Annotated in this window: 25 protein-coding genes; 18 read left to right on the top strand and 7 right to left on the bottom strand. The window is 69.3% G+C overall.

What is annotated here, in order from left to right; translation table 11 throughout:
• Positions 1-122: 122 nt before the first annotated feature.
• From AC57B8_RS11070 to AC57B8_RS11050, 5 genes are all read left to right on the top strand, one after another.
• A complete protein-coding gene (locus AC57B8_RS11070) occupies positions 123-1,325 on the top strand; it encodes a beta-ketoacyl-[acyl-carrier-protein] synthase family protein (protein ID WP_496479626.1) in 1,203 nt (400 codons plus the stop codon).
• The gene (locus AC57B8_RS11065) at positions 1,322-2,143 is read left to right on the top strand and encodes a beta-ketoacyl synthase chain length factor (protein WP_159273501.1); all 822 of its coding nucleotides are present in this window, start codon (positions 1,322-1,324) and stop codon (positions 2,141-2,143) included. The genes AC57B8_RS11070 and AC57B8_RS11065 overlap by 4 nt, the downstream gene beginning before the upstream one ends.
• 193 nt (positions 2,144-2,336) lie before the next feature.
• Entirely contained in the window at positions 2,337-3,059 is a 723-nt protein-coding gene (locus AC57B8_RS11060) for a response regulator (protein ID WP_062476797.1), read from the top strand.
• 20 nt (positions 3,060-3,079) lie between these two features.
• Positions 3,080-4,288 carry an ATP-binding protein gene (locus AC57B8_RS11055; protein WP_070063495.1) on the top strand — a complete coding sequence of 403 codons (1,209 nt, stop codon included), beginning with the start codon at positions 3,080-3,082 and terminating at the stop codon, positions 4,286-4,288.
• 65 nt (positions 4,289-4,353) lie between these two features.
• Positions 4,354-5,583, top strand: a complete 1,230-nt coding sequence (locus tag AC57B8_RS11050) for an O-antigen ligase family protein (protein WP_496479625.1) — start codon at positions 4,354-4,356, stop codon at positions 5,581-5,583.
• Between the two features lie 49 nt (positions 5,584-5,632).
• Here the strand turns inward: AC57B8_RS11050 and AC57B8_RS11045 are convergent, their stop codons facing one another.
• Together AC57B8_RS11045 and AC57B8_RS11040 are read right to left on the bottom strand one after the other, a co-directional pair.
• Positions 5,633-5,842: a zinc-finger domain-containing protein gene (locus tag AC57B8_RS11045; protein ID WP_007836801.1), complete on the bottom strand. Its 210-nt coding sequence runs from the start codon at positions 5,840-5,842 to the stop codon at positions 5,633-5,635.
• Between the two features lie 8 nt (positions 5,843-5,850).
• Positions 5,851-6,804 (bottom strand): branched-chain amino acid transaminase, encoded by a 954-nt coding sequence (locus AC57B8_RS11040; RefSeq protein WP_095949799.1) that lies wholly within the window; start codon positions 6,802-6,804, stop codon positions 5,851-5,853.
• 134 nt (positions 6,805-6,938) lie between these two features.
• Between AC57B8_RS11040 and AC57B8_RS11035 the strand changes: the two genes are divergently transcribed.
• Positions 6,939-7,931: a recombination-associated protein RdgC gene (locus AC57B8_RS11035; RefSeq protein ID WP_492686601.1), complete on the top strand. Its 993-nt coding sequence runs from the start codon at positions 6,939-6,941 to the stop codon at positions 7,929-7,931.
• 31 nt (positions 7,932-7,962) lie between these two features.
• On the opposite strand, the gene AC57B8_RS11030 is transcribed toward AC57B8_RS11035, so the two are convergent.
• Positions 7,963-8,391, bottom strand: a complete 429-nt coding sequence (locus AC57B8_RS11030; RefSeq protein ID WP_062476811.1) for a hypothetical protein — start codon at positions 8,389-8,391, stop codon at positions 7,963-7,965.
• A complete protein-coding gene (locus tag AC57B8_RS11025) occupies positions 8,379-8,768 on the bottom strand; it encodes a VOC family protein (RefSeq protein ID WP_492733358.1) in 390 nt (129 codons plus the stop codon). The genes AC57B8_RS11030 and AC57B8_RS11025 overlap by 13 nt, the downstream gene beginning before the upstream one ends.
• Positions 8,769-8,940: 172 nt before the next feature.
• Between AC57B8_RS11025 and AC57B8_RS11020 the strand changes: the two genes are divergently transcribed.
• Positions 8,941-9,396 (top strand): hypothetical protein, encoded by a 456-nt coding sequence (locus tag AC57B8_RS11020; protein WP_095743210.1) that lies wholly within the window; start codon positions 8,941-8,943, stop codon positions 9,394-9,396.
• A 93-nt stretch (positions 9,397-9,489) separates the two neighbouring features.
• On the opposite strand, the gene AC57B8_RS11015 is transcribed toward AC57B8_RS11020, so the two are convergent.
• From AC57B8_RS11015 to AC57B8_RS11005, 3 genes are read right to left on the bottom strand one after another with little or no spacing between them, the layout of a single operon-like run.
• Entirely contained in the window at positions 9,490-11,007 is a 1,518-nt protein-coding gene (locus tag AC57B8_RS11015; protein WP_354345277.1) for a BCCT family transporter, read from the bottom strand.
• Positions 11,008-11,047: 40 nt separating this feature from the next.
• Positions 11,048-12,439, bottom strand: a complete 1,392-nt coding sequence (gene radA, locus AC57B8_RS11010) for a DNA repair protein RadA (protein ID WP_307696501.1) — start codon at positions 12,437-12,439, stop codon at positions 11,048-11,050.
• A 23-nt stretch (positions 12,440-12,462) separates the two neighbouring features.
• Positions 12,463-13,362, bottom strand: a complete 900-nt coding sequence (locus AC57B8_RS11005) for a LysR family transcriptional regulator (RefSeq protein ID WP_496479860.1) — start codon at positions 13,360-13,362, stop codon at positions 12,463-12,465.
• Positions 13,363-13,463: 101 nt separating this feature from the next.
• Between AC57B8_RS11005 and AC57B8_RS11000 the strand changes: the two genes are divergently transcribed.
• The 11 genes from AC57B8_RS11000 (at position 13,464) to AC57B8_RS10950 (ending at position 23,190) form a co-directional block, all read left to right on the top strand.
• Complete coding sequence (locus tag AC57B8_RS11000) at positions 13,464-15,164, top strand: FAD-dependent oxidoreductase (RefSeq protein WP_496479624.1); 1,701 nt, start codon at positions 13,464-13,466, stop codon at positions 15,162-15,164.
• Positions 15,161-16,165: a tripartite tricarboxylate transporter substrate binding protein gene (locus AC57B8_RS10995; protein WP_496479623.1), complete on the top strand. Its 1,005-nt coding sequence runs from the start codon at positions 15,161-15,163 to the stop codon at positions 16,163-16,165. Before AC57B8_RS11000 ends, AC57B8_RS10995 begins: the two co-directional genes overlap by 4 nt.
• Before the next feature lie 87 nt (positions 16,166-16,252).
• Positions 16,253-16,690, top strand: coding sequence for a homoprotocatechuate degradation operon regulator HpaR (hpaR, locus tag AC57B8_RS10990; protein WP_056583837.1), 438 nt, complete (start codon positions 16,253-16,255; stop codon positions 16,688-16,690).
• Complete coding sequence (locus AC57B8_RS10985) at positions 16,687-17,319, top strand: fumarylacetoacetate hydrolase family protein (protein WP_496479622.1); 633 nt, start codon at positions 16,687-16,689, stop codon at positions 17,317-17,319. Before hpaR ends, AC57B8_RS10985 begins: the two co-directional genes overlap by 4 nt.
• Positions 17,316-18,086 (top strand): fumarylacetoacetate hydrolase family protein, encoded by a 771-nt coding sequence (locus AC57B8_RS10980; protein ID WP_496479621.1) that lies wholly within the window; start codon positions 17,316-17,318, stop codon positions 18,084-18,086. The genes AC57B8_RS10985 and AC57B8_RS10980 overlap by 4 nt, the downstream gene beginning before the upstream one ends.
• A 43-nt stretch (positions 18,087-18,129) precedes the next feature.
• Complete coding sequence (locus AC57B8_RS10975) at positions 18,130-19,131, top strand: Bug family tripartite tricarboxylate transporter substrate binding protein (protein WP_496479620.1); 1,002 nt, start codon at positions 18,130-18,132, stop codon at positions 19,129-19,131.
• A 37-nt stretch (positions 19,132-19,168) separates the two neighbouring features.
• Positions 19,169-20,635: a 5-carboxymethyl-2-hydroxymuconate semialdehyde dehydrogenase gene (gene hpaE, locus AC57B8_RS10970; protein WP_496479619.1), complete on the top strand. Its 1,467-nt coding sequence runs from the start codon at positions 19,169-19,171 to the stop codon at positions 20,633-20,635.
• Positions 20,632-21,606: a tripartite tricarboxylate transporter substrate binding protein gene (locus tag AC57B8_RS10965; RefSeq protein WP_496479618.1), complete on the top strand. Its 975-nt coding sequence runs from the start codon at positions 20,632-20,634 to the stop codon at positions 21,604-21,606. The genes hpaE and AC57B8_RS10965 overlap by 4 nt, the downstream gene beginning before the upstream one ends.
• Before the next feature lie 3 nt (positions 21,607-21,609).
• On the top strand, positions 21,610-21,945 hold the full coding sequence (locus tag AC57B8_RS10960) for an aromatic ring-opening dioxygenase subunit LigA (protein ID WP_159273489.1): 336 nt from the start codon (positions 21,610-21,612) through the stop codon (positions 21,943-21,945).
• Complete coding sequence (locus tag AC57B8_RS10955; RefSeq protein ID WP_062476853.1) at positions 21,942-22,769, top strand: DODA-type extradiol aromatic ring-opening family dioxygenase; 828 nt, start codon at positions 21,942-21,944, stop codon at positions 22,767-22,769. Before AC57B8_RS10960 ends, AC57B8_RS10955 begins: the two co-directional genes overlap by 4 nt.
• Positions 22,770-22,782: 13 nt before the next feature.
• Positions 22,783-23,190 (top strand): 5-carboxymethyl-2-hydroxymuconate Delta-isomerase, encoded by a 408-nt coding sequence (locus AC57B8_RS10950; RefSeq protein ID WP_492733347.1) that lies wholly within the window; start codon positions 22,783-22,785, stop codon positions 23,188-23,190.
• The last annotated feature ends 3 nt before the right edge of the window (positions 23,191-23,193 follow it).

Here is a 23,193-nt window from a genome sequence, read left to right as displayed (position 1 = left end):
GCCGACGCAACCTGATACGCAACGCTGGTAGGCTGCGACATTCATTGCGTGAAAATTGCGCTTTCCCGCTTTTTCTTCTGTCGCCGACGCCCTTTCGCCTGTCGCCTGCCCCCACATCCATCGTGCCGTCCCGAATTTCTCCCCTTCAAATCAGTGCCTACACGGCCACCTCGGCCGTCGGCGTCGGCAAGGAAGCGCACGCCGACGCACTCGCGCACTCGCGCAGCGGCCTGCGCGCCAACGACTTCGGCGAGGCGCCGCTGCCGACCTGGATCGGCCGCGTCGACGGCCTGGAAGACGTCCGCCTGCCCAAATCGGCCGCGTTCTGGGACTGCCGCAACAACCGGCTGGCCTGGCTGGGCCTGCAGGCCGACGGCTTCCTCGAGGCGGTCGCGGCCGCGCGCCAGAAGTACGGTGCCACGCGCATCGCGCTGGTGCTCGGCACCTCCACGGCCAGCATCGGCGAGACCGAGCTGGCCTACACGCAGCTCGACGCCGACGGCAACTTTCCGCCGGACCAGCGCCGCGCGGCCGTCCACACGCCGCATTCGCTGGCCATGTTCGTGCAGCAGGTGCTGGGCATCGACGGCCCGAGCGAGACGATTTCGACCGCCTGCTCGTCCAGCGCCAAGGTGTTCGCCTCGGCCGAGCGCCTGATCCGCCTGGGTCTGGCCGACGCGGCCGTGGTCGGCGGCGCCGACACGCTGTGCGGCAGCGTGCTGTTCGGTTTCAACTCGCTGGAGCTGGTCTCCACCGAGCCTTGCCGCCCCTTCGACGCCGACCGCAAGGGCATCAGCCTGGGCGAGGCGGCGGGCTTCGCGCTGGTCGAGCGCGTGCAGGCCGGTGACAACGCCACGCAGCTGCTGGGCTACGGCGAAGCCAGCGACGCGCACCACATGTCGACGCCGCACCCCGAGGGCCTGGGCGCCGAGCGCGCACTCGACGACGCGCTGGCGCGCGCCGGCCTGGCCGCCGACGCCATCGACTACATCAACATGCACGGCACGGCGAGCCAGAAGAACGACGAGGTCGAGGGCGCGCTGGTGGCGCGCCGCTTCCCGGCGCGCACGCATGCCAGCTCGACCAAGGGCTTCATGGGCCACACGCTGGGCGCCGCGGGCATCGTCGAGGCCGTCGTCTGCCTCCTGGCGATCGAGCGCGGCCTGATGCCGGGCACGGTCAACACGCGCACGCTGGACGAAGGCTTCGGCCCGCAGATCAAGCTCGAACCCGCGACGGGCGAGGTGCGTTACGCGCTCTCCAATTCCTTCGGTTTCGGCGGCAACAACTGCGCGCTGGTCTTCGGCAAGGCGGTGGCCGCATGAACACGCCTCCGACGCTTTACATCGAAGGCCCCGCCTTCTGGACCCCCACGCTGCCCGGTTGGGAGGCCGCGCGCGCGGCCTTCCGCGGCGAAGGCGCGCTGGCCGATCCGCCCGCCAAGCGGCCCTCGCCGCAGGTGCTGGCCCCGGCCGAGCGACGCCGCGCGCCCGACACCGTGGCGCTGGCGCTCGAAGTGGCCGCCGCGGCCATCGCGGGCGCCGACCGGCCCGCGGCCGACGTGCCCTGCGTGTTCACCTCGGCGCACGGCGACCTGTCGATCAACGACTACATGTGCAGCACGCTCGCGGGCGACCCGAAGATGCTGTCGCCCACCAAGTTCCACAACTCGGTGCACAACGCGGCCGTGGGCTACTGGACCATCGGCACCGGCTGCATGGCGGCCAGCAACGCCGTCTCGGCCTACGGCCACAGCTTTGCCGCCGGCCTGCTCGAAGCGGCCGTGCAGTGCGCGGCCGACCAGACGCCGGTGCTGCTGGTGGGCTACGACGCCCCCACGGTCGGCGCACTGGCCTCGGTGACCGACAGCCGCGGCCTGCTGGCCGTGGCGCTGGTGATCGCGCCCGAGCGCACGGCCCGCACGGTGGCCAGCCTCGACTGGTCGCTGGTCGGCGATGCCGCCGGCACGGCAACAGCGCCGCGCTCGGCCGCCGCCGCCACGCTGAAGGACATCAACCCGATGGCCGACGCCCTGCCCCTGTTCGAGGCGCTGGCCCAGGCCCCGGGCAGCGCCAACGCGCCCATCGACCTGCCGCTGTCGGCCGCGCTGGCCCTGCGGCTGCGCCTGCAGGCCGCGGGCTGACCGGCCTGCGCCGGGGGGCGGCGGTGCGTGTTGACACACGCAACCGCGCCCCGGTACGTCATCATTGCCGCATGGCGCCCACGCAACCTGGGCGAGGCGCTATGTTTTTCGCAGCGATCCAGGTTGACAGGGCGATGCTGCGTTTACCCAACTTTACGGAGCGTTCAAGCCCGCTTGCTCCCGGTGAACGACCATGAAGCGCATGAGCACCCCCCAACTCCTGATGATCGAAGACGACGCCCGCCTGGCGCAGATGGTGGGCGAGTACCTGACGCAGTCGGGTTTCGCCTTCAACCACGCCGGCGACGGCGCCACCGGCCTGGAGCAGCTGCAGCAGCACGCGCCCGACCTGGTGATCCTCGACCTGATGCTGCCCGACACCGACGGGCTCGAGGTCTGCCGCCGCATCCGCGCCCTGCCCGGCCCACTGGCCAAGGTGTCGGTGCTGATGCTCACGGCCAAGGGCGACCCGATGGACCGCATCATCGGCCTGGAGATCGGCGCCGACGACTACCTGCCCAAGCCCTTCGAGCCGCGCGAGCTGCTGGCGCGCATCCGCGCCGTGCTGCGCCGGCGCAGCGAGAACGCCACCGAGGCCGAAGCCTCCACGGTGATGCGCTTCGGCACGCTGGAGATCGACCGCAACGCGCGCACCGTGTCGGTGGCCGGCGCGCTGGCCGACCTCACCTCCTACCAGTTCGACCTGCTGGTGGCGATGGCCGAACGCGCGGGCCGCGTGCTCACGCGCGACCAGATCATGGAAGCCGTGCGCGGCCGCGAGCTCGAGGCCTTCGACCGCTCGATCGACGTGCACATGGGCCGCATCCGCGCGGCCATCGAGGTCGACGCGAAGAACCCGAAGCGCATCCTGACCGTGCGCGGCGTGGGCTACGTGTTCGCCAAGCAGCAAGACTGACCTGACAGGACCGCCCCGCGATGCTGCGCAGCCTCTACCGCCGCCACCTCTACGTCCGCATCTGGCTCGCGGTGGTCGGCGGCGTGGTCATCCTCACGCTGATGGCCAACTGGATCGTGCGCGTGGCCGCCGAGGCCGAGCGCGAGCGCCTGGCGCCCGTGCCGCGCGAGGTGGTCGTGCTCGACAGCCAGGACCGCACCATCGGCACCGGCAAGGCCATGCGCGTGCCGGGCCAGGGGCTGGAGTTCGACGTGCAGTTGAGCGACGGCCGCGACATGACGCTGCGCGTGGCGCCGCGCGAGCGCCCCACCGGCACCGGCGGCTTCGCGCCCTGGCGCACCCCGTTCGGGCTGGGCTGGATGATTGCGCTCGTGGGCGTGGCGGTGGCGCTGGGCGTCTACCCGATCGTGCGGCGCATCACCCAGCGGCTCGAGACCCTGCAACGCGGCGTGCAGCGCTGGGGCGAGGGCGACCTCTCGGCGCGCGTGATCGAGGAAGGACAAGACGAAGTGGCCGATCTCTCCAAGCGATTCAATGCCTCCGCCGAACGCATCGAGCAGCTCGTGCGTTCCCACAAGTCGCTGCTGGCGAACGCCTCGCACGAGCTGCGCTCGCCGCTCACCCGCATCCGCATGGGCCTGGAGCTCATGGGCGACCAGCCCAGCCCGGCGGCGCGCGAAGAGATTTCGCGCAACATCGGCGAACTCGACCAGCTGATCGACGAGATCCTCTTGGCCAGCCGGCTCGACGCCAGCGAGGCCGACATGGGCACCATCGAAGCCGTCGACCTGACCGGCCTGGCCGCCGAAGAGTGCGCGCAGGTGAACGCCGAACTCGACCTGGCCGAAGGCACCGACAACGCCACGCTCACCGTGCCGGGCGTGTCGCGCCTGCTGCGCCGCGCGATCCGCAACCTGCTCGAGAACGCCCGCCGCTACGGCGCCGGCGAGATCAGCGTCGAACTCGGCAGCGCCGGCGGCTACGCCACGGTGCGCGTCAACGACCGCGGGCCGGGCGTGCCGGCGACGCTGCGCGAACGCATCTTCGAGCCCTTCTACCGCCTGCCGGGCGCCAGCGAGCGCAATGGCGGCGTCGGCCTGGGGCTGGCGCTGGTGAAGTCGATCGCCGAGCGCCACGGCGGCTCGGTGCAGTGCGAAGACCGGCCGGGCGGGGGCGCCAGCTTCGTGATCCGCCTGCCGGCCAAAGGCCCTGCCGCCGCAGCGCACTGAGCGCCTTCGGGTGCGCAGGGACAAGTCAGGTTCGGCCGAGGGGCCGCACCTAAAATCCCGGCCCTATGCAGAGATCGCACATCGTTCGGCCCGCGGCCATGTTCTGGGGGCTGGTGGTGTTCATGCCGGTCGGCGTCACCTACCTGTCGGCCATCGTGCTGCTGCTTGCCCTGCTGGTGGGCGGCGGCTTGCGCGAGCGCTATGCGCGGCTGCGCGCCAACCCGCTGTGGTGGCCGGTGGTCGCCTACGTGGCGTGGACCTTCATCGTGCTGGCCGTGCGGCCGCACTATCCCGAGACCCCCTCCAACCTGTTCCACGGGCTGCGCATCGCCTTCACCTTCCTGATGGCGATGGCGCTCACGCGCGAGGAGGCGCTGTGGGCACTGCGCGGCTTCCTGTTGATCGCGGCGCTCAACATCGTGCTCATCGTGCTGCACTACAGCCTGGGCTTTCCGGTGCCGGGCGCGCTGCGCGGCGTGGTGATGGAAGTGGGCAACAAGTCGATCAGCAACGCGCTGCTGTTCAGCATCGTCGCGGCCAGCGCCGCGGTCTACGGGCTGTCGCAGATCACGGGACACCGGCCCCTGCGCGCACTGGCGGCCTTCGCGCTCGTGCTCGGGCTGGGCGCCGTCGTCGCGCTGCCGCTCACGTCGCGCACCTCGGTGCTCGCGCTGCTGCTGGTGATTCCGGTGGTCTGCCTGCACCAGTGGAAGAACCACCTGAAGGCGCTGTCGGCCGCGCTGATCCTGGGCGCGGTGGTGATCGGCGCAAGCCTGTACCAGCTGCCGCAGCTGCAGCAGAAGGTCGAGACCGGCATCGAGGAGCTCGAGAAGGCGCAGACCGGCGCCGTGTTCCACGGCAGCTGGATCATCCGCTACTACATGTACCGCGACACCGGCGCCATGATCGCCGACCAGCCCGTCGCGGGCTGGGGCATCGGCGGCTGGACCGACCAGTGGCACAAACGCGGCCCGGCGCTGTTCGCCGATTCCAACATGCCGCACAACGACTTCCTCTGGGTCGGCGCGCAAAGCGGCATCCCCGGCATCCTGAGCCTGCTGGCGATCATGCTGGTCGCCGTCTGGCAGGCCTGGCGCCGGCCCGACATCGCCGGCCGCTACGCGCTGGCCGCGACGCTCATCGCGCTCATCGCGTCGAGCGTGAACTCGGCAATGCGCGACGCGCAGATCGGGCTGGCCGTGCTGTGGATCGCGATGGTCTACCTGCGGCTGGCGCAGGAATCGCAGGACCCCGATCCGTGGCGCGGCCTGTGGCCGAGGGCCCGGCCAGGCTGAAACGAAAAAACCGGCCGCAAGGGCCGGTTTCTTTTTTCCGCCTGGCCGCTCAGTGGCGGCTGGACACGGTCTCGCCCGCCTTCAGGCGGTACACCGTGCCGCAGTACGGGCACTTGGCTTCGCCGGTGCGCGCCACGTCGAGATAGACCTTCGGGTGGCTGTTCCAGAGCTTCATGTCGGCCTTGGGGCTGGGGCAGAACACGCCGCCCTGGTGGTTGAGCTCCTTCGCGAGGAGTTCGACGACTGCATTGGTGGACATGTTTTCTCTCAGACCTTCGTGAGCCAGTGGGCGTACTTGGGGTTCTTGCCGTTCACGATGTCGAAGAAGGCCGACTGGATCTTCTCGGTGACCGGGCCGCGCGCGCCGCCGTCGCCACGGTTGCCGATCTCGATGCGGTCGAGTTCGCGGATGGGCGTCACTTCAGCGGCGGTGCCGGTGAAGAAGGCCTCGTCGGCCACGTACACCTCGTCGCGCGTGATGCGCTTTTGCACCAGCTCGATCCCCAGGTCTTTGCAGATGTGCAGGATGGTGTTGCGCGTGATGCCGTTCAGGGCGCCGGCCGACAGGTCGGGCGTGTAGACCACGCCGCCCTTGACCACGAACACGTTCTCGCCCGCGCCTTCGGACACGAAGCCGCTCGCGTCGAGCAGCAGTGCTTCGTCGTAGCCGTCGTCCAGCGCTTCCATGTTGGCGAGGATCGAGTTGGTGTAGTTGCTCACCGTCTTGGCCTGCGTCATCGTGATGTTGACGTGGTGGCGGGTGTAGCTGGAGGTCTTCACGCGGATGCCGCGGCGCATGCCCTCTTCGCCGAGGTAGGCGCCCCAGGACCAGGCCGCGACCATGGCGTGGATCTTGTTGCCCTTGGGGCTCACGCCCAGCTTCTCGGAGCCGATCCAGATGAGGGGGCGCAGGTAGCAGCTTTCGAGCTTGTTCTCGCGCACGACCTGCTTCTGGGCTTCGTTCAGCTGTTCCTGCGAGAACGGGATCTTCATGCGCAGGATCTTGGCGCTGTTGAACAGGCGCTCGGTGTGCTCGGCCAGGCGGAAGATGGCGGTGGCGCCGTCGGCCGTCTTGTAGGCGCGCACGCCCTCGAAGGCGCCGCAGCCGTAGTGCAGCGTGTGGCTCAGCACGTGGATCTTGGCGTCGCGCCAGTCCACGAGTTCGCCGTCCATCCAGATCTTGCCGTCACGGTCGTCCAGCGAGGGGGGGATCGAGCTCATTTCCTGATTCCTTTGGGAGCGGTGTGGGGGTGCGACCCACTGGGAAGTCGCAAAAGCTTTCGATTTTACGGCCGAGCCCGGAACCGGGTGCCCGACAATGGCTGGTTGTGCCAACCAGTGGAAAAAGGGTTCCCGTGTCCGTATTCAAGAACGTCATCGTCTATCGCATCGAACCTGCCTGGTCCCAATCACTGACCGAGGCAGAAGAAGGGCTCGGCAAGCAACGCTTCGTGCCTTGCGGCCCCTCGCAGGAAAAGTCCGCCGGCTGGGTCGAGCCGCGCGGCGAGGCCAACGGCCCGCTGGTGGAGTCCATCGACGGCCAGTGGCTGGTCGAGTACATGATCGAGAGCAAGCAGGTCCCCGGCTCCGTGGTGCGCCGCAAGCTCGACGAGCGCTGCGCCCAGATCGAGACCACCACCGGCCGCAAGCCCGGCAAGAAGGAAAAGAAGGAGCTCAAGGAAGACATCACCCTGGAGCTGCTGCCCATGGCCTTCACGCGCAGCGCGCGCGTCACGGTGTGGATCGACAAGGCGGAGAACCGCCTCGTGATCAACTGCGGCAATGCCGCCCGCGCCGACGAAGTGGTCACCAGCCTCGTGAAGTCGCTCGACGGCTTTGCCGTGGCACTGATCAACACGCAGATCGAGCCGGCCGCCGCCATGGCCAACTGGCTGCTGACGCAGGAGCCGCCGGCCGGCTTCAGCATCGACCGCGAGTGCGAGCTCAAGGCCTCGGACGACTCCAAGGCCGTGGTGCGCTACGCCAAGCACGCGCTGGACATCGACGAGGTCAAGCAGCACATCACCGACGGCAAGCGCCCGACGCGCCTGGCGCTCACCTGGGACGACCGCGTGTCCTTCGAGCTCACGCACGGCCTGCTGATCCGCAAGATCACCTTCCTCGAAGGCACGGGCGACGGCGCGGCGGGTGGCAAGAAGGAAGACAACTTCGACGCCGACGTGGCCATTGCCACCGGCGAACTCGGCCAGCTGGTGCCGGCGCTGCTCGACGCGCTGGGCGGCGAGGCGGCGTTCTCGGCGGCACCGCCGGATGAAGCGCCGAAGGCTGCGGCCACCGCACCTGCGGCTCAGGCCGACACGCCCGAAGAAGAAGACGCGCCGTTCTAAGTAAGGCTAAGGCGAAGCGCCCGCGCCGCCTTCAGGCCGCGGGCGTTTCTTCGTCGGCCGGCGTCTCGGGCCGCGTGAGCGTCCAGCTCTGCAGCTTGCCACCGTTGAACACGGCATCGACGTAGGAGCCGCCGGCATCGGTCCAGCGGTACAGCTCGGGCTGCTCGTTCTCGGGCGAGCGCTGCTCGCCGAGCGCGCGCGTCATCGCGATGACGTGCATCAGCGTCACGCCGGGCTTGAGCTTGGCATTCAGCATCACCGAGCTCGCCACCGTGCCGATGGGCCGGTCGGCGGCCCGCTTGAGCACCTGCATCGTGCGGTTGAAGTGCATCAGCAGGAACATCACGATGGCGCCGCCGGCAAACGCCACGCCGCCCCATCCGTATTGGTGCCACGACAGGCCGAGGAGCACGACGGCCCCCACGGGCACCAGCAATTTCTGGAAATTCATGGGGCGCATTGTCGCCGCCCGGTGGAAGGCCCCCGCAGGCCGATGCAGTTGCCCCAAGGGTCACGCACCTGCGCCATGTGTTCGTCGCCCTCGAGCCGCAAGGGGCCGCGGTACAGCGGCGCGCCGCAGGCCTCGAAGTGGGCCAGCGCCGCATCGAAGTCGGCCACGTTCCAGTACACGACCGAGCCGAAGGCACCGGCGCCGACCTTCGCGTCGGCCTGCACGAGCTCCAGCAGCACGCCGTGGACCGACAGGCACTCGAAGGCCGGCGAGCCGATCGACATCGGCACCGCATCGGGGAAGGCGTCGGCGTACCAGTGCAGTGCGGCGTTCACATCGGTGACGTGGACCATGACGGCGGCAATGGGCGGTGCGGTGGATTTCATTCGGCGGCAGCGGGAAACGGCCCGCGATTGTGCGGCCCCGACCCCGCCGCAGTAGCCGCCGTGGCTACCGCCGGGCGCAGAAAGCGGTACTCCCGGCGAAAGGCACACGGTGCCGGGGCGGGTGCGGGCACATTTCGCCGCACGGGCATCTGCCCGGGCCACCGAGAAACGCATGAACATCCCGCGTTCCGTCACCTTCGTTCGACTCACCCTTGCCGCCGCACTCGCGGGCACCGTCCTCAGCGGTTGCTACGTGGTGCCGCTCGGTCAACCCGCTCCCGTCGCGCCGTCGCAGCAAAGCTACGCCGTGGCACCGGGGCCGGTGTCACAGACCTTCAGCGCGCGGCTGTATCCGTCGAACGCCGAAGCTGCGCGCTACGGCGCCGTCGGGGGCACGGTGACCAACGACATGAACGGCCGCGGCCACTTCAGTGCACAGATCGGTGCCGAACAGTTTCAGGGAGAGGCGACCCGCGTGGCCGGCTCGCGCACCACCGGCGTGGCGAACGCCACCGGCAGTCGCGGCGGCAACCTGAGTTGCCAGTACACGATGAACTCCGCCACCTTGGGCAGCGGCCAGTGCGTGCTCAACAACGGGCCGGCGTTCACGATGCACATCGGAAGCTAAGCAAAGAATCAGAGAAGGCCAGGGAGGCCAGGGAAGGTAGGGAGGGTAGGCCCGGCGCGTGTCCACCGCGCGCCGGGCGTTTTTTTGTCCGTCCTACCAGTTCACGAGCTGCCGCATCTTGCGTCGCAGCTCGCGTTCGCGTTTCTGCTCGGCGTTCCAGTCGTCGCGGATGGCCAGCGTGACCGACAGCGCCATCAGCAGGATCACGAACGCAAAGGGCAGCGCGAACACGATGGTCGCCGTCTGTATCGCCTTGATGCCGCCCGCGAACAGCAGGCTCAGCGCAATGGCCGCCACCAGCACGCCCCAGGTGATCTTGACGCGGGCAGGCGGGTTCGGATTTCCCTTCGTGCTCATGATGCCCAGCACCAGCGTCGCGGAATCGCCCGAGGTCACGAAGAACACGAACACCAGCAGCGTCGCCACGATCGACAGCAGCCCGCCCATGGGCATGGCCTTGAACATCACGAACATGGTGGTCGACACGTCGGCCTTCACCGACTCGACCAGCGGCACGCCCTGGAAGATCTCGAAATTGAGCGCCGCGCCGCCGAACACCGAGAACCACGCGAAGCCCACCAGCGTGGGCGCGATCACCGTGCCCAGGATGAACTGGCGGATCGTGCGGCCGCGCGACACGCGCGCAATGAACAGGCCCACGAACGGCGACCACGCGAGCCACCAGGCCCAATAGAAGAGCGTCCAGTCGGCCACCCACGAGCTGTTGCGGAACGGGTTCATGCGCAGGCTCATGCGCACGAACTCGGCAAGGTACGAACCGAGCGTGTTGGTGAAGGTCTCGACGATGGCGATGGTCGGCCCCACGACCAGCACCGTGAGCGCCAGCAGCGCCGCCAGCACCAGGTTGCCCATCGACAGCCACTTCACGCCGCGCTCGACGCCCGTGACCGCCGAGGTGATGAACAGCACCGTCGTCACCACGATGATCACCGCCTGCGTCCAGCGGCCGATGTCCGTGCCGAAGGCCGCGTGCAGCCCGCTGTTGATCTGCGTGGCGCCCATGCCCAGCGAGGCCGCCACGCCGAAGGCGGTGGCCACCACGGCCAGCACGTTGAAGGCCGGCGACAGCCGCTGCACGAAGCGCCACGGCAGCGCCTCGGTGGCCGAGCTGACCAGCGGCAGCGCCTTGCGGCGGAAGCTGAAGAAGGCAATCGACAGGCCGACGATGCCGTAGATCGCCCAGGGGTGCAGCCCCCAGTGGAAGAAGGCGTAGCGCATGGCCACGCCGGCCGCATCGGGCGTGCCGGGGATCACGCCCGGCGGCGGGTTCGCGTAGTGCGAGATCGGCTCGGCCACGCCCCAGAACACCAGGCCGATGCCCATGCCGGCCGCGAACAGCATCGCGAACCAGGCGCCGATGGAGAACTCGGGCTCGTCGTCCTCGTCGCCCAGCTTCAGGTCGCCGAAGCGGCTGAACGCCAGGAAGAAGGCCAGCACCACCAGCCCGAGCACCACCCACAGGTAGAACCAGCCGAAGTTGCGCGTGATGTCGGCGAGCGCGGTGCTGAACACGCGATCGAGCGACGCGGGAGACACCAGCCCCCACAGCACGACCACGGCGATCAGCCCGGCGGAGACGATGAGTTGCATGGGGGGTCTCCTGGTGGGGGTGTTGTCGTGCGGGTGCGCGTCAGTCGAGCCGTCGCACCACGTCCATCGCTTCCTCGATGCGGTCGACCGGGTGAATGGTCAGGCCCTCGATCTCCTTCGTGCCCTTGCGCGGCGCGTTGGCCTTCGGCACCACGGCCACGCTGAAGCCGAGCTTGGCCGCTTCGCGCAGGCGCTCCTGGCCGCGCGGCGCAGGCCGCACCTCGCCGGCCAGGCCCACTTCGCCGAAGGCGATGAAGCCCTTGGGCAGCGGCTTGCCGCGCAGGCTGGAGGTGATGGCCAACATCACGGCCAGGTCGGCCGCAGGCTCGCTGATGCGCACGCCGCCCACCGCGTTGACGAACACGTCCTGGTCCATGCAGGCCACGCCCGCGTGGCGGTGCAGCACGGCCAGCAGCATCGCGAGGCGGTCGCGGTCCAGGCCCACCGACAGCCGGCGCGGGCTCGGCCCGCCGTTGTCGACCAGCGCCTGAATTTCGACCAGCATCGGCCGCGTGCCTTCGAGCGTGACCAGCACCACGCTGCCGGGCACCGGCTCGGCATGCTGGCTCAGGAAGATCGCGCTCGGGTTGGTCACGCCCTTCAGGCCGCGCTCGGTCATGGCGAACACGCCGATCTCGTTCACCGCGCCGAAGCGGTTCTTGATGGCGCGCACGAGGCGAAAGCTCGAGTGCGTGTCGCCTTCGAAGTACAGCACCGTGTCGACCATGTGCTCGAGCACGCGCGGGCCGGCCAGCGCGCCCTCTTTCGTGACGTGCCCCACCAGCACCACGGCCGTGCCGCTGGTCTTGGCAAAGCGCGTGAGGTGCGCCGCGCATTCGCGCACCTGCGCCACCGAACCGGGCGCGGAGGTGAGCTGGTCGGAGTACACGGTCTGGATCGAGTCGATCACTGCGATGGCCGGGCGCGTGGCGTCGAGCGTGGCGATGATTTTTTCGAGCTGGATCTCGGCCAGCACCTGCACCTGCGAGTGGTCGAGCCCGAGCCGCCGGGAGCGCAGCGCCACCTGCGAGCCGCTTTCCTCGCCGGTGACGTACAGCGCGTTCTGCCCCGCGCGCTGCAACGCATCGACCGCCTGCAGCAGCAGCGTCGACTTGCCGATGCCCGGGTCGCCGCCGATCAGCGTGACGCCACCCGACACGATGCCGCCGCCGAGCACGCGGTCGAGCTCGTCGATGCCGGTGGGCGTGCGTGCAATGTCGGTCGCTTCGATTTCCGACAACGTGGCGAGTTCGGACGCGCCCGCGAGCGACGCGAACTGCGTGCCGAAGCGGTTGTTGGCCGGTCCGTTGGCCGCGCCGGCGACCTGTTCGATGAGTGTGTTCCATGCACCGCAGCTCGGGCATTTGCCGAGCCACTTGGGGCTGGTGCCGCCGCATTCGCTGCAGACGAAAGTTGTTTTGTCCTTGGCCATGCAGCGAGTTTAGGGGGCGCGGTTCAGGTGATGGCGAATTCGCGCACCAGCAGGTCCGCGAACGCCGCCGCGGCCGGCGAGAGCGAACGGCCCTGCCGCGTCACGACCGCGATGTTGCGTGCCACCGTCGGGCGCATGAGCCGCCGCGCGACCAGCCGCGTGTGGTCGGCGTGCGCGAGGATCGACGCCGGCAACAGCGCCGGGCCGAGCCCGCTGGCCGCCATCGCGAGCGCCGTGGTCAAGAGCGTCACCTCGTAGGCGATGTCCAGCCGCACGCCGGCGGTTGCGGCGGCGATGTCGATGCTGCTGCGCACGCCGTACCCGGGCTTGACCGTGATCAGCGGATGGCCCGCGAGCTGCCGCCAGGTGATGCGGTCGGTGCCGGGCAGGCGCAGGTCGCGGTCGGCAATCACCGCCAGGTGGTCGTGCACGAACACGCGCTGGTCCAGCCCCGGCGTGCGCGCCTGCAGCGTGCCCACGCCGAAGTCGACCTGCTCGCCGAGCACCTTCTCCACGAACTGCCCGGGCGCGCAGTCTTCGATGGCCACCTTCACGTCGGGATGCAGGTCGAGGTAGCGGCGCAGGGCCTTGGGCATCAGCGTCTGCGCGATGGTGGACGTGGCCGCGATGCGCACGCGCCCGCGCCGACCCGCCGCCAGCTCGGCCATGCCGGTGCCCAGCGCATCGAGTTCGGCGAGCACGCGCTCGGCGTAGGCGATGGCCTCGTTCGCCGCCTCGGTGCGTTGCAGCGAACGCGTGGTGCGGTCGAACAGGCGCACGCCGAGCCGCGCTTCGAGCTCGCGCAGCAGCACGCTGACGGCCGGCTGCGTCAGCGACAGCGCAGCCGCCGCGCTCGACAGCTGGCCGCTGTGGTACACGGCCGCGAACGCGCGCAACTGCCGCACAGAAGGCACGCCGCGCATTGATAGTGGTTTTTTATGAATGGCCATGAAAGTTTCACTTTTTCCGTGAGCCGGTTCGGCACTGTAATGGCGCCTCACAAGAATCTGGAGACAAGCGACCCATGACCGAGCAACTGCAAGCCCAGGTGCTGATCGTCGGCGCCGGCCCCGTGGGGCTGACGCTGGCCATCGACCTGGCGCAACGCGGCATCGACGTGCTGATGACCGAGATCCGCCACCGCGGCGAACCGCCCAACGTGAAGTGCAACCACGTGGCGGCGCGTTCGATGGAGGTGTTCCGCCGCCTGGGCGTGGCACAGGCGCTGCGCGACGCGGGCCTGCCGGCCGACTACCCCAACGACGTGGCCTACCGCACGGCCGTGACGGGCATGGAGCTGTCGCGCATTCCGATCCCCGCGCGCCGCGAGCGCTACACCGCCACCGGCGGCCCCGACACCTGGTGGCCCACGGCGGAGCCGCCGCACCGCATCAACCAGATCTTTCTCGAGCCAGTGCTGTTCGCGCATGCCGAGGGCACGCCCGGCCTGCGCATCCGCAACCGCACGCGCATCGACGACTTCGAGCAGGACGACGAGGGCGTGTGGGCCACGGGCGTGGACCTGGACGACGGCCGCGCGGTGCGCATCCGCTGCCAGTACCTCGTCGGTTGCGACGGCAGCCGCTCGACGGTGCGCAAGAAGATCGGCGCCAGCCTGCACGGCACCGACGTGGTGGGCCGCGTGCAGTCGACCTACTTTCGCGCGCCCGCGCTGCTGGGCCTGCTGAAGCACCCGCCGGCCTGGGCCACCTTCGCGCTGAACCCGCGCCGCTGCGGCAACGTGTACGCCATCGACGGGCGCGAGACCTGGCTGCTGCACAACTACCTGCTGCCCGAGGAGACCGACTTCGACTCGATCGACCGCGACTGGGCGATCCGCCAGATCCTGGGCGTGGGCGAGGACTTCGAGTACGAAGTGATCTCCAACGAAGACTGGGTCGGCCGCCGGCTCGTGGCCGATCGCTTCCGCGACCGCCGCGTGTTCATCTGCGGCGACGCGGCGCACCTGTGGATTCCGATGGCGGGCTACGGCATGAACGCCGGCATCGCCGATGCGATGAACCTCTCGTGGCTGCTCGCGGGCCGGCTGCACGGCTGGCTGGCCGAGGGCGCGCTCGCGGCGCACGAGGCCGAGCGCCAGCCGATCACCGAGCAGGTGTCGCGGTTCGCGATGAACCACGCGCTCGCGCTCCAGCGCCAGCGCGAAGGCGTGCCCGAGGACATCGAGGCGCCCGGGCCCGAGGGCGACGCGCTGCGCGCCGCGCGCGGCCAGGCGCTGTACGACCTGAACGTGCAGCAGTACTGCTGCGGCGGCCTCAACTTCGGCTACTTCTACGACGGCTCGCCGCTCATCGCCTACGACGGCGAGGCCGCGCCCGCCTACACGATGTACGAGTTCACGCCTTCGACGGTGCCGGGCTGCCGCACGCCGCACCTGTGGCTGGACGACGGCCGCTCGCTGTACGACGCGATGGCCATGCCCGGCGAGGGCTACACGCTGCTGCGCTTGGACCCCGCGATCGATGTCGCGCCGCTCGAAGCCGCCGCCGCGGCGCGCGGCCTGCCGCTGCGCACGCTCGACATCCGCGCCTCGGCCGCCACCGCCGTGTACGACCGGCCGCTCGTCCTCTCGCGCCCCGACCAGCACGTGGCCTGGCGCGGACATGCCGTGCCGTCCGACGCGCTCGCGCTGGTCGACCTGCTGCGCGGCGCCACTGCAGTGGCCGCACCGACATCCGAAAAAGAAAGAGAGACAAGCCAATGAACCGTCGCCATGCCTTGCGCCATCTGGGCGCGCTGTCCGCCGCCGCCTGCGCCGCAGGTCCCGCCCTCGTGCGGGCGCAAAGCGACAAGCCCATCACCATCGTCGTGCCCTACGCGCCCGGCGGCACGACCGACATGCTCGGGCGGCTCATCGCGCAGCAGCTGGGCACCGCGCTGGGCCGCACCGTGATCGTCGACAACCGGCCGGGCGCCGGCACCGCCATCGGCGCCTCGCAGGTGGCGCGCGCGGCGCCCGACGGCTCGACGCTGCTGGTCGCGACCAGCACCACGCTCGCCATCAACCCCTGGCTCTACAAGAAGCTCTCGTACGACCCCGCGAAAGACTTCGCGCCCGTCGGCCTCATCGGCGCGGTGCCTCTGATGGTGGTGGTGCATCCGTCGGTGCCGGCGAACACGCTGGCCGAGCTGGTGGCGCTCGCCAAATCGCGCCCCGACGCGCTGAGCTACGGCTCCGCCGGCAACGGCAGCCCGCAGCACCTGGGCGCGGAGATGTTCAAGGTCGCGACCGCGGCGAACATGGTGCACGTGCCCTACAAGGGCAGCGCGCTCGCGCTGACCGACCTGCTCGGCGGCCAGCTGCAGCTCATGTTCACCGACATCGCACCGGCCCTGCAGCACGTGCGCAGCGGCAAGCTGCGCGCGCTGGCCGTGACCTCGCGCAAGCGCCAGCCGACCTTCCCCGCCGTGCCGACCGTGGCCGAGTCGGGCGTGGCGGGCACCGCCGATTTCGAGGCGGTGGCGTGGCAGAGCGTGGTCGCGCCCGCGGGCACGCCCAAGGCCTTCATCGACCGCTGCAGCCAGGAGATCGCCCGCCTCGTCGCGCAGCCCGCGCTGCGCCAGAAGCTCGAGAACGAAGGCTTCGAGCCGGCCGCGCCGGGGGCGCACGGCGCGGGCGCGCCGGAGCAGCTGGCCGCCTATATCCGCAGCGAAACCGAACGTTGGGGGCGGGTGATCCGCGCCTCCGGCACGACGATCGACTGAGCACCCGACGGCCCGCAAGGGTTATCCCGCAGGCGTGTTTTCTCGGCATTCATTTAACATGTTAAATAATTCTGAGAGGCACAGCTTTTGAGCACCACCTTCACGCACCGCAATTTGCCGCGCCTGCTGCTGCAGGCCCGCGAAGCCGTGATGGCCCACACGCGGCCCAGCCTGCGCGAGCACGCGCTGTCCGACCAGCAATGGCGCGTGCTGCGCGTGCTCGGCGAGCACGGCGCGGTCGACACCGGCCGCGTCGCGCGCGAGGCCTTCATCCTCGGCCCCAGCCTCACGGGCGTGCTGGCACGCATGGAGCGCGACAACCTCATCACCCGCGCCCGCGACCCGGCCGACCAGCGCCGCACCGTGGTCGAGGCCACGCCGCACGGCATGAAGCTCGTGAAGCGCCTGGGCACCAGCATCGAGGCGCACTACGACTGGATGGAACAGTCGCTGGGCAAGGCCAAGCTGACGCAGCTCTACGGCCTGCTGGACGAACTGATCGCGCTGGAGCAACCCGAACCATGACCACCTCCTTTCTCCCCACCGGCACCGTGTACGGCACGCTGCTGAACTTCCGCGCCGAGGCCGCGGCGCTCGCGCCGCAGATGGCCGAGGCGCCCTACAAGGCACCGCCGAAGGCGCCCGTGCTCTACGTGAAGACGGCCAACACCTGGAGCCCGCACGGCAGCACCGTCACCGTGCCCGCCGCGGTGTCCGACGTGGAAGTCGGCGCCAGCATCGGCATGGTGATCGGCGCCGAGGGCGACATCGAAGGCTTCGTGCTGCTGAACGACCTGTCGATTCCGCATGCGAGCTTCTTCCGCCCGCCGGTGAAGTTCAAGTGCGTCGACGGCTTCCTGGGCATCGGCCCGGCGCTGCGCGACGCGCAGGAGGTGGCCGACCCGGCGCAGTTCCGCGTCGAGGTGCGCATCAACGGCGAACTGAAGCAATCGATCGATTTCTCGCAGCTCGTGCGCCCCGCGCCGCAGCTGCTGGCCGACGTGGGCGAGTTCATGACGCTGGCGCACGGCGACGTGCTGATGCTCGGCTGCGACCTGGGCCGTCCGCTGGCCCGCGCGGGCGACCGCATCGACATTTCCGCGCCGGGGTTCGAGACCCTGAGCAACACGCTGGTGAAGGAAGCAACGGCATGAAGCACGCACGCGTCATCTTCGAAGGCCGCGAGCACACCGGCACCGCGCACGAATTCAACGGCCAGGCCGACGCCGCCGTGCGGCTGGCCGACGGCCGCGTCGTGCCGCAGGAACAGCTCGTGTGGCTGCCGCCGCTTGCGCCCACGGCGCGCCCGCGCACCATCCTCGCGCTCGGCCTGAACTACGCCGACCACGCGAAAGAACTCGAGTTCAAGGCGCCCGAGGAACCGCTGGTGTTCGTCAAGGGCCAGAGCACGCTCATCGGCCACCGCCAGCTCACGCACCGCCCGGCCGACGTGAAGTTCATGCACTACGAGTGCGAGCTCGCCATCGTGGTCGGCAAGACCGCGAAGCACGTGAAGCGCGACGACGCCTACGACTTCATCGGCGGCTACACGGTGGCCAACGACTACGCCATTCGCGACTACCTCGAGAACTGGTACCGCCCCAACCTGCGCGTGAAGAACCGCGACACCTGCACGCCGCTGGGCCCGTGGTTCGTCGATGCGGCCGACGTGGCCGACCCGATGACGCTCGCGCTGCGCACCACGGTGAACGGCACCGTCACGCAGCAGGGCAACACGCGCGACATGATCTTCGACGCGCCCTTCCTCATCGAGTACTTCAGCCGCTTCATGACGCTGTCGCCGGGCGACCTGATCCTCACCGGCACGCCCGACGGCGTGGTCGATTGCCAGCCGAGCGACGTGGTCGTGACCGAGATCGACGGCATCGGCGCGCTGGTCAACACCATCGCCGCGCGCTGACGGACTGACTGCACCCCTTTCAAGAAAACGGAGACACACCGCCATGACGACCGCCAGAACCCGGACCTTCCGCCTTGCTGCCGCCTTCGTGGCGGCCAGCGCCGCCACGCTGCTGCTCGCACCCGCGGCAACGGCACAGACCGCCTCGACCTACCCGACCAAGCCCGTGCGCTGGGTCGTGGGCTACCCGGCCGGCGGCGGCACCGACTACCTCGCGCGCACGGCCGGCGCGCAGCTCTCGCAGCAGCTCGCACAGCCCGTCACCGTGGACAACCGCCCCGGCGCGGGTGCGATCATCGCGTCGGAAAACGTGGCGCGTTCGCCGGGCGACGGCTACACCGTGTTCTCGGCCGACAACGGCGTGCTGGTCTACAACCCCGCGCTCTACAAGAAGCTGCCCTACGACGCCGAGAAAGACTTCGCGCTGCTCGGCATGATGGGCCGCTCGCCGCTCATCATCACGGCCGCGCCGGGCGCGGGCTTCAGCGACGCCAAGGCGCTCATCGCCGCGCTCAAGGCCTCGCCGGGCAAGTACAGCATCGCCACGCCGGGCACCGGCAGCCCGCACCACCTGGCCTACGAGCTGTTCCAGCGCGAAGCCGGCGTGTCGCTGCTGCACATTCCCTACAAGGGCGGCGCGCCCGCGCTGCAGGACCTCATGGGCAACCAGGTGCCGCTGATGATGCTCGACCTGCCCAGCGGCATCAGCGCCGTGAAGGCCGGCAAGGTCATTCCGCTGCTGGCCATGTCGACCGAGCGCGTGCCGCAGCTGCCCCAGCTGCCGACGGCCAAGGAGTTGGGCTACGCCGTCGAGGCCTACACCTGGCAAGGGCTGGTGGCACCGGCCGCCACGCCCAAGGACATCCAGGCGCGCATCGGCGCCGACCTGCTCAAAAGCATGAACGACACCGGCGTGAAGCAGAAGCTCTACGACGCCGGCTGGGAAGCCCGCCCCACGGACGCCGCCGAGATGGCCCGCTTCGTGGACACCGAACGCAAGAAGTGGCACGCGCTGATCAAGGCGCGCGACATCAAGCTCGACTGACGACACACCGCCGCAAGGCCGCAACACCTTCACGCCCATGCAACAGATCCATCACCTCATCGACGGCAAGCCAGTCCAAGGCACCGACTACTTCGAAACCGTCAACCCCGCCACGCAGGAAGTGCTGGCCGAAGTCGCCTCGGGCGGCGAGGCCGAAGTGAACGCCGCCGTGGCCGCCGCCAAGGCCGCCTTCCCCAAGTGGGCCGGCCTGCCCGCACCCGAGCGCGCCAAGCTCATCCGCAAGCTCGGCGACCTCATCGCGAAGCACGTGCCCGAGATCGCGCAGACCGAAACCAACGACTGCGGCCAGGTGATCGCGCAGACCGGCAAGCAGCTCATTCCGCGCGCGGCCGACAACTTCTACTACTTCGCCGAGATGTGCACGCGCGTCGACGGCCACACCTACCCCACGCCCACGCACCTGAACTACACGCTGTTCCATCCGGTGGGCGTGTGCGCGCTCATCAGCCCGTGGAACGTGCCCTTCATGACCGCCACCTGGAAGGTCGCGCCCTGCCTGGCCTTCGGCAACACGGCCGTGCTGAAGATGAGCGAGCTCTCGCCGCTCACGGCCGCGCGCCTGGGCGAGCTGGCACTCGAAGCGGGCATTCCGGCCGGCGTGCTGAACCTGGTGCACGGCTACGGCAAGGAAGCCGGCGAGCCGCTGGTGGCGCACCCCGACGTGCGCGCCATTTCGTTCACCGGCTCCACCGCCACCGGCAACCGCATCGTGAAGAGCGCGGGCCTGAAGAAGTTCAGCATGGAGCTCGGTGGCAAGAGCCCCTTCGTGATCTTCGAAGATGCCGACCTCGACCGCGCGCTCGACGCGGCCGTGTTCATGATCTTCAGCAACAACGGCGAGCGTTGCACGGCCGGCTCGCGCATCCTGGTGCAGCAGTCGATCTACGCCGACTTCGCCGCGAAGTTCGCGGAGCGCGCGAAGCGCATCACCGTGGGCGACCCGCTCGACGAGAAGACCATCGTCGGCCCGATGATCTCGCAGGCCCACCTGGCCAAGGTGCGCAGCTACATCGAGCTGGGTCCGAAGGAAGGCGCGACGCTGCTGTGCGGCGGCCTCGAGGCACCGTCGAACCTGCCCGACCGCGTTCAGCGCGGCAACTACGTGATGCCCACCGTGTTCGCCGACGTCGACAACCGCATGAAGATCGCACAGGACGAGATCTTCGGCCCGGTCGCCTGCCTGATCCCGTTCAAGGACGAGGCGCACGCCATCGAGCTGGCCAACGACATCGCCTACGGCCTGAGCAGCTACGTGTGGACCGAGAACATCGGCAAGGCGCACCGCGTGGCCGCCGCCGTGGAAGCCGGCATGTGCTTCGTCAACAGCCAGAACGTGCGTGACCTGCGCCAGCCCTTCGGCGGCACCAAGGCCTCGGGCACGGGCCGCGAAGGCGGCACCTGGAGCTACGAAGTGTTCTGCGAGCCGAAGAACATCGCGGTGTCGATGGGCTCGCACCACATTCCGCATTGGGGCGTGGCATGACGCTGCAGCGCCGCGCGCTCCTGCAAGGCGCGGCCGCCCTCGCGGCCCTGCCCGCACTGGCACGCGCGCAAACGGCGTGGCCCGCCAAGCCGGTGCGCATCGTCGTGCCCTTCACGCCCGGCGGCACCACCGACTTCGTCGCGCGCCTCGTCGGCCTCGAACTCGGCAAGGCGCTGGGCCAGCCGGTGATCGTCGAGAACAAGCCCGGCGCCGGCACGGTGATCGGCGTCGATGCGGTCGCCAAGTCGGCGCCCGACGGCTACAGCTTCGTGTGCGTGGCCAACAGCTTCACGGCCAACCCCACCCTGGTGCGCAAGCTGCCCTACGACACGCTGAAAGACCTGCGCCCGGTCGCGCTCATGGGCATGTCGGAACACGTGCTCGCCACGCACCCGGGCAGCGGCCTGAAGACGCTGGCCGACCTGCGCAGCCAGGCCAAAGCCAAGCCCGGCACGCTGAGCTTCGCCTCCTTCGGCAACGGCACCTCGGCGCATCTGTCGGGCGAGATGCTCAAGCTGCAGATGGGCCTGGACATCGTGCACGTGCCCTACAAGGGCCAGGGCCCCGCGCTGGCCGACCTGCTCGGCGGGCAGGTGACCGTGATGTTCGGCAACTGGCCCGAGTTCCGCGGCCATGTGCAGGCCGGCAAGCTGGTGGCGCTGGGCATGGCGACCGCGCAGCGCTCGCAGTACGCGCCCGCGATACCCACACTGGCCGAACAGGGCGTGGCCATCGAGTCCAATTCGTGGAACGGCCTGCTGGCTCCGGCCGGCACGCCTGACGCCATCGTGCAACGCGTGAACGCCGAGGTGAACCGCGCCCTGGCATCGCCGGCGGTGACCGAGGCCTTCCACAAGGGCGGCATCGCGTCGCTGTCGGGCACGCCCGAGCGCTTTGCCGAGTTCATCCGCAGCGAGATCGCGAAGTACGGCGACGTGATCCGCAAGGCCAACATCCAGATCGAGGGCTGACCCATGAGCCTCTATGCGATGCAGAAATTCTTGTTCGCGCTGAACCGCGACGCGGACGTGCAGCGCCGCTTCGGCGAAGGCGGCGACACGCGCGCCACGCTGCTGGCCGGCTACGACCTGAACGACGAAGAGCGCGAAGCCATCGGCAGCGGCGACATCGGCAAACTCTACGTGCTCGGGTGCAACGGCCAGCTGCTGATGCACTTCGCGCCCTTGCTCGGCGTGGCATGGGCGGACTACCTGGAAGCAATGCGCGAAGGCGTGCGCAAGTACGGGCCCGTGCGCGCCGGCATCTACGCAATGACAACAGGCACTGACGAGAAAGTGGCAGGCGTATGAGTCTCGTATTCGCAGGCGTGTGCAGCCACGCCCCCGGCATCACCGGCCGCGCGCACCTGGCCGACCCGGCGGTCAAGGACGAGTTCCACGCGCAGTTCCATCGCTTCGGCGAGGCGATGCGCGCGACCAAACCCGACGCGGTGATCGTCATCGCGGCCGAGCACTTCGCGAACTTCTTCATGAACAACATGCCGGCCTATGCGATCGGCATGGCCGACAGCTACGAGGGCCCGATCGAAGACCCGAAGTGGCTGGGCATCGAGAAGCACACCATCCCCGGCGATGCCGCGCTGTCGCAGCGCCTGATCCGCGAGGTGATGCAGACGGTGGACGTGGCCTACGCGGAAGAATGGAAGTTCGACCACGGCATCATGGTGCCGCTGAACTTCCTCACGCCGAACTTCGACACCAAGGTCATTCCCGTGAACATCAACTGCCAGGGCCCGCCGCTCACGCCGCTGCACCGCGCGTGGGCCTTCGGCGAAGCCCTGCGCCGTGCCTGCGACAAGGTGCCCGAGCGCATCGCGCTGGTGGGCACGGGCGGCATCTCGCACTGGCCGGCCACGCCCGACTCGGGCAAGGTCAATGCCGAGTGGGACGCCGAGTTCATGCGCCGCTGGTGCGCCAACGACCGCGAGGCGCTGCTCTCGCAGGCCGACTACGGCGACGAGGCCACGTACCGCGAAGCGGGCCAGGGCGGCTTCGAGATCCGCACCTTCCTGAGCGTGGCCGCGGCCGCGCGCGGCAAGGGCGAGATCTTCCACATGAAAGCCATTCCGATCTTCGCGGTGACCTGCACGGCCGCGACGATGTCGGTGGTTTGAACGGAGCACGACCATGCCGCACCTGGTGATCCTGTACACGCCCAACATCGAGGCCGAGACCGACGTGTCGGCGCTGTGCCGCACGCTGGCCGACACCATGCTCGAACAGCGCGACGAGGCCGGCAAGCCGGTGTTCCCCACGGGCGGCACGCGCGTGCTGGCCTACCCCGCCGCGCACTATGCGGTGGCCGACGGCCAAGCCGACTACGCCTTCGTGTACCTGAACCTGCGCATGGCCTCGGGCCGTTCCGAGGCGGTGAAGAAGAAAGCCGGCGACGAGCTGCTGGCCGCCGTGCGCGCGCATTTCGAACCCGTCTTCACGCAGCGCCACATCGGCATCACCCTGCAGATCGACGAAGCGCCGGGGCAGGTGTACGACGGCAAGCACAGCAACCTGCATCCCCTGTTCAACAAATCATAAAAA

This window comes from Variovorax sp. BGA-UO-ETr-C22 (assembly GCF_059567965.1).
This window is presented reverse-complemented; position numbering and strand designations above follow the sequence as displayed.